5 protein-coding genes are annotated in these 4,919 nt (G+C 71.3%); 2 read left to right on the forward strand and 3 right to left on the reverse strand.

Annotation, left to right across the window (positions count from 1 at the left end; genetic code table 11):
• Window positions 1-1,069 (forward strand): site-specific DNA-methyltransferase (locus tag G6023_RS04855; RefSeq protein WP_182634226.1); only part of this gene is annotated, 1,069 nt, incomplete at its 5' end.
• Here G6023_RS04855 and G6023_RS04860 read toward each other — a convergent pair.
• The 3 genes from G6023_RS04860 to G6023_RS04870 are packed head-to-tail and all read right to left on the reverse strand — an operon-like array spanning window position 1,066 to window position 3,805.
• Window positions 1,066-1,809, reverse strand: a complete 744-nt coding sequence (locus tag G6023_RS04860; protein ID WP_182634228.1) for an SDR family oxidoreductase — start codon at window positions 1,807-1,809, stop codon at window positions 1,066-1,068. The genes G6023_RS04855 and G6023_RS04860 overlap by 4 nt on opposite strands.
• An 11-nt stretch (window positions 1,810-1,820) precedes the next feature.
• Window positions 1,821-3,374: a glycoside hydrolase family 13 protein gene (locus G6023_RS04865; RefSeq protein ID WP_182634229.1), complete on the reverse strand. Its 1,554-nt coding sequence runs from the start codon at window positions 3,372-3,374 to the stop codon at window positions 1,821-1,823.
• A gap of 35 nt (window positions 3,375-3,409) precedes the next feature.
• A complete protein-coding gene (locus G6023_RS04870; protein ID WP_082924117.1) occupies window positions 3,410-3,805 on the reverse strand; it encodes a globin in 396 nt (131 codons plus the stop codon).
• A gap of 284 nt (window positions 3,806-4,089) precedes the next feature.
• On the opposite strand from G6023_RS04870, the gene G6023_RS04875 reads away from it, so the two are divergent.
• Window positions 4,090-4,701, forward strand: a complete 612-nt coding sequence (locus G6023_RS04875) for an HNH endonuclease (RefSeq protein WP_067719791.1) — start codon at window positions 4,090-4,092, stop codon at window positions 4,699-4,701.
• The last annotated feature ends 218 nt before the right edge of the window (window positions 4,702-4,919 follow it).

The following is a 4,919-nucleotide window of genomic DNA, read 5'->3' on the forward strand; positions in this document are numbered from 1 at the left end:
GCTGGTCGGCGACGGCGCGCGCATCGCCGAGGCCCACGACGCGCTGGACGCGCACGGCCTCGCGCCCTGCGGCGGCGCGCAGGTGGTCTACCTCGACCCGCCGTACAACCGCGGGGGCAGGTTCGACGCGTACCACGACAACATGCCGCGCCACGAGTGGCTCGATTACATCGAGACCCGGCTCGTGGTGGCCCGCGACCTGCTCGCCGAGACCGGAACCGTGTGGGTGCACCTCGACGACGCCGAGGCCCACCGGGTGCGTTGTCTGCTCGACGAGATCTTCGGCGCCGACGCGTTCATCGCGGACCTCACGGTGGAGAGCAACCCCAAGGGACGGCAGCTGGACCGCTTCTTCGCGGGTTCGCACGACCGTCTGATGGTGTACGCCCGCGACCCCGAGCACGTCCGGCTCGCGGGCGGCGTGGCCTCGGCGGTCGATCCGGCGGACTTCCCGCACCGGGGCGTCGACGGGGTCAGCTTCCGGCTCCTGCCGCTGCGCAACACCAACAAGCGTTTCAACCCGCGGACCACGCCCACCATGACGTACCCGCTCTACGGCGACCCGGTCACCGGCGAGGTGTCGGTGGAACCGGGCGGGGGACTGGAAGAGATCCTCCCGGTGTTCGGCGATCTCACCCCTGCGGTGTGGCGGTGGTCGCGAGAGCGGGCACGGGAACGCGTCGGCGACCTGGTGTGCCGGACGGTGAAGGGTCGCTCGGGCCCCCGGGTGGACATCTACCAACGTGACCGGTTCGAGGCGGGGCGGATCAAGAAGCTCAAGACCATCTGGCTGTCCCAGGAGGTCGGCTCGACGGACACCGCGCGAGCCGAACTGAGGGCGGCCGGGGTCGACGGGTTCCGCACCCCCAAGCCGGAAGCGTTGATGCGGCGGGTCGTCGAACTGGCCACCGACCCCGGCGAACTGGTCGTGGACCTGTTCGCCGGGTCCGGGACCACGGCGGTCGCGGCCCGTGCACTGGGCCGGCGCTGGGTGGTGGTCGAACGCAACCCCGAGACGGTCCGCGACGTGCTCGTGCCGAGGTTGCGCGTCGGCTCCGACGACGGTTAGCGGAGCATGAGCCCGCCGCCGTCGACCATCATCGTCTGGCCGGTCATGTACGACGCGTCGTCGCTGGCCAGGAAGACCGCGACCCGGCCGATGTCGGACTCGGGATCCCCGAAACGGCGCATCGGGGTCCCGGACAGGAGCCGCTTCTCGATCCCCGGGTTCGCCTCGATGTAGGCCTCCACACCCTCGGTGAGTGCGAGGGGGGAGATGACGTTGACGTTGATCCCGTCGCGCGCCCACTCGTTGGCGGCCACCCGGCTGATCGCGCGGATGGCCTCCTTCGCCGCGGCGTACGACGCCTGGGTGGGGCTGCCGTCGATGCCGGCGCCGGAGGCGAAGTTGATCACCGACCCGTCCCGCTCAGCCAGATGCGGGTGCGCGGCCTTCATCAGCCAGAACGTCGGGTAGAAGCCGGTGGAGAAGGACAGGTCCATCATGTCGCCGGTGGTCTCGAGCAGTGGTGCCTGTCGGGACGCGTGGGCGTTGTTGACCAGGACGTCGAGGTGCCCGAACGCCTCCACGGCGGCCGCGACGATCGATGCGGCGTTGGCCTCGACCGAGATGTCCGAGTGGAGGTAGCGCACCTGCTCACCGAGCTCGGCGGCGAGCGCGTCCCCGGCGTCGTCGTTGATGTCCACCACGAGGACGTTGGCGCCCTCCTTGACGAACGCACGGGTGATGCCGCGGCCGATCCCGCCGGCACCGCCGGTGACGATCGCGGTCTTGTCGGAAAGTCGCACGTCGAAGCCCTTCAGGAGTCCTGCAGCCACACGGCGGTGTCCGGTGGCAGATCCCTCCCGTCGAGTGGGCCGGAGGCGAGGAGGATCTCGCCGCCGGGCAGGGGCACCGTCCGAGGGGATGTATTGATCATGCACAGCATCCCGCCGCCTTCGCGCCGAAACGCCTGACACCCGTCAAGTTCACTTTCCCAGACGATCGCTTCCGTGTCCGCCGTCGGCCAGGACTGCCTGATCCCGATCGCCGACCGGTACAGCGACAGCACGGAGTCGGGGTCCTCCCGCTGGGCGGCGACCGTGAGGTGCGACCATCCCTCGGGCATCGGCAACCAGGTGTCGTCGGCGGTCGAGAACCCGTACGGGGGCCGGTCGCCCTCCCACGGGATCGGCACGCGGCAGTGGTCACGGCCCATCTCGGCATGACCGGTGCGGTCCCAGGTCGGGTCGGTGAGCCGATCGTGGGGGATCGCGAAATCGCTGGGCAGACCGAGTTCGGCACCGTTGTAGACGAACGCGATCCCCGGCAGCGCCAGCGTCACCAGGAGCATGGCGCGGGCCCGGGCCGTACCGACGGCCCCGTTGCCGTAGCGGGTCACCTCGCGGACGACGTCGTGGTTCGACAGCGCCCACGTGGGTGCCGCCCGCGAGACCCGTGCGGCCTCGAGCGTGGAGTCGATCGCCTCGCGCAGGGCGCGCGCGTCGAACGGGGCGCCGGTGAGGGCGAAGTGGAACGCGAAGTGCAGCTCGTCGGGCCGGAGGTAGCGCGCGAACCGCTCGGTCGGTCCCACCCACACCTCGCCGAAGGCGGCGGCGCCCGGGTAGTCGTCGAGGACGCGGCGGATCCGTCGGTGGATGTCGTGGACGCCGGGTCGGTCCCAGCGCGCGTCGCGGGGGTCGACGACGAGCTGGGCGATCTCCACGTCGTCGGGTAGATCCGCCAGGTCGTCGGGTTTGGCCAGCCCGTGGGCCACGTCGATCCGGAAGCCGTCGACCCCCAGGTCCAGCCAGAACCGCAGGGTCCGCTCGAGATCGTCGGCGACCTCGGGATTCGTCCAGTCCAGGTCCGGCTGTTCGGGGGCGAAGAGGTGGAGGTACCACTGGCCGGGCGTGCCGTCGGGCTCGGTGACGCGGGTCCAGGCGGGTCCGCCGAACACCGACGGCCAGTTGTTCGGCGGTTCGGAGCCGTCCTCGCCGCGGCCGTCCCGGAAGAGATAGCGCGCGCGTTCCGGGCTGCCCGGTCCGGCGGCGACCGCGGCGGCGAACCAGGGGTGCTCGATGCTGGTGTGATTGGGCACCAGGTCCATGATGAGCACCTTGCGGGCGGCGTGGAGCCGCCCGAGGAGCTCACGCAGCGTGTCGACGCTGCCGAACAGCGGATCCACGTCCCGCGGGTCGGACACGTCGTATCCGTGGTCGGCGCCGGGGGAGCGCATGATCGGGGAGAACCACACCCCGTCGACGCCCAGATGGTCCAGGTGGTCGAGGCGGTCGATCACGCCCTGCAGGTCACCGACGCCGTCGCCGTCGGAGTCGGCGAACGACCGCGGGTAGATCTGGTAGAGGACCATGTCCTCCCACCGGCGCGTCACGTGGGAGGGAGGCCTCACCCGATCTCCGCGGAGTTGACCATCATTGCCGCGGCGCGGGTGAGGTAGTCGACGAGCGCCGCCCGGTGTTCGTCGTCCAGCGTCTCGCGGTCGATCGTGTCCACGGCGGCGAGCATGTGGGTGAGCCAGGCGTCGTGGGCGGCGCGGTCGACGACGTACGGGTTGTGCCGCATCCGCAGCCTCGGGTGCCCGCGCTGCTCGGAGTAGGTGGTGGGCCCTCCCCAGTACTGCTCGAGGAACATCCGCAGGCGGTCCTCGGCCGGCCCCAGGTCCTCCTCGGGGTACATCGGGCGCAGCACGGGGTCGCCCGCCACCCGGCGGTAGAACTCGTGGACGATCTTCCGGAACGTCTCCGCTCCACCGATCTCGTCATAAAAGGTGCTGCTGCTCATGCCTCCCATCATGCCTGCCCAGGTGTCCGTGGGGCCCCTGGGCAGGTGGTGGCGGGTGGGCGGCGGCGGCAGGAAACCCACGGGAGACGACGACGACGAGGTCCCGCGACGGCGACCCGGATCCGCCCGCCCGCCGGGCCGAACCGGCCGGGTCGGCCACCTTCTGCTACGCGTTAGCCGCACGAAGTGTTCACCGAAGGTGCATCATCGTGGCAGGCGAGGTTCACGACGAGCCCGGACACGGCTGATGCACTGGGCTCGGGGCAGACGAGCGGAGACCGACCATGGGCACTGCAGTGCGCGAGAACACGGAGTACCGACAACGGGGTTCACGAGCCCCCTCCCGGCTGGAACCGGTCCCGGACCGGCACGTCCCGCTCGCGTCCGCCCCGCGCGTCCTGCTGCTCAACGCCAGCTACGAGGCCCTGACGGCCCTGCCCGCCCGCCGCGCGGTGGTGATGCTGATCGGCGGCAAGGCCGACGTGGTTCACGACCACCCGGTCGAGCTCCTGGTCCGCTCGGTGGACACCGCGATCCGCGTGCCGTCGGTGATCCGACTACGCGAATACGTCCGGATCCCGTACCGCTCGCAGGTCCCCATGACCCGCGCGGCGCTCATGCACCGCGACGGACACAGGTGCGGCTATTGCAGCGCCAAGGCCACCACCGTCGACCACGTCATCCCGCGCAGCCGCGGGGGAGCGCACGGGTGGGAGAACTGCGTGGCCTCCTGTGCGCCGTGCAACCACCGCAAGGCCGACAAGCTGCTCTCCGAGCTCGGCTGGGAGCTGCGGGTGCCCCTCGCCGCGCCGCGGGGCCGGACCTGGCGGTTGGTCTCCCAGTTGCGGGAGATCGGCCCGCACTGGGAGGACTACCTCTACCTCGACGCCGCCTGACCGACCGGTGTGGCCGCCCGGCCGACCGGCCGCCCGGCCGACCGGCCGGTCAGCCGGCCTCGGCCGCGTCGACGGCCCGGGCGTCCAGAGCCCGGACCATGTCGGCGGTCTGCTCGGCGATGATCCGCCGGAGGGCCGACGGGTGGGTCTCGTCCGCGACGACCTGCTCGAAACGCTCGGCGGTGTCGCGGTCCACCGCCCAGGACGGGAAGAGCCCC

The organism is Dietzia sp. DQ11-71 (assembly GCF_014144995.1).
Classification (GTDB): Bacteria; Actinomycetota; Actinomycetes; order Mycobacteriales; family Mycobacteriaceae; genus Dietzia; species Dietzia kunjamensis.